General features: G+C 68.6%; 1 protein-coding gene. It reads right to left on the reverse strand.

Features of this window, described 5'->3' with window-relative positions:
• The coding region (locus CVH10_RS21780) for a TonB-dependent receptor plug domain-containing protein (protein WP_181244653.1) at nt 1-261 on the reverse strand (261 nt) is incomplete at both ends.

Consider the following 261-nt stretch of genomic DNA (forward strand, 5'->3'; position numbering starts at 1 on the left):
CACGGCGGCGGACGGCAGGGCGGAGATGTCTGCAAACTCGGCCCGCGACCCGGTACCCGCCAGGCGACGGCCGTTGACGAGAACCAGCGTGGACGCTGCCCCGAGGCCACGCAGATTGATGCCGGTCGCGAAAACATTGTTGGATCCGCCAGCATCGGACAGAGCGGCCTGGCTGATCGGCGTAGACGTGCCAGCGTAGTTTTGCGGCAGGGAGATGAGCGCCTCAGCCACCGTGGCGGCGGCGCGGCGATCGAGGTCGTC

The organism is Halomonas sp. ND22Bw, from assembly GCF_003011945.1.
Lineage (GTDB): Bacteria > Pseudomonadota > Gammaproteobacteria > Pseudomonadales > Halomonadaceae > Halomonas > Halomonas halophila.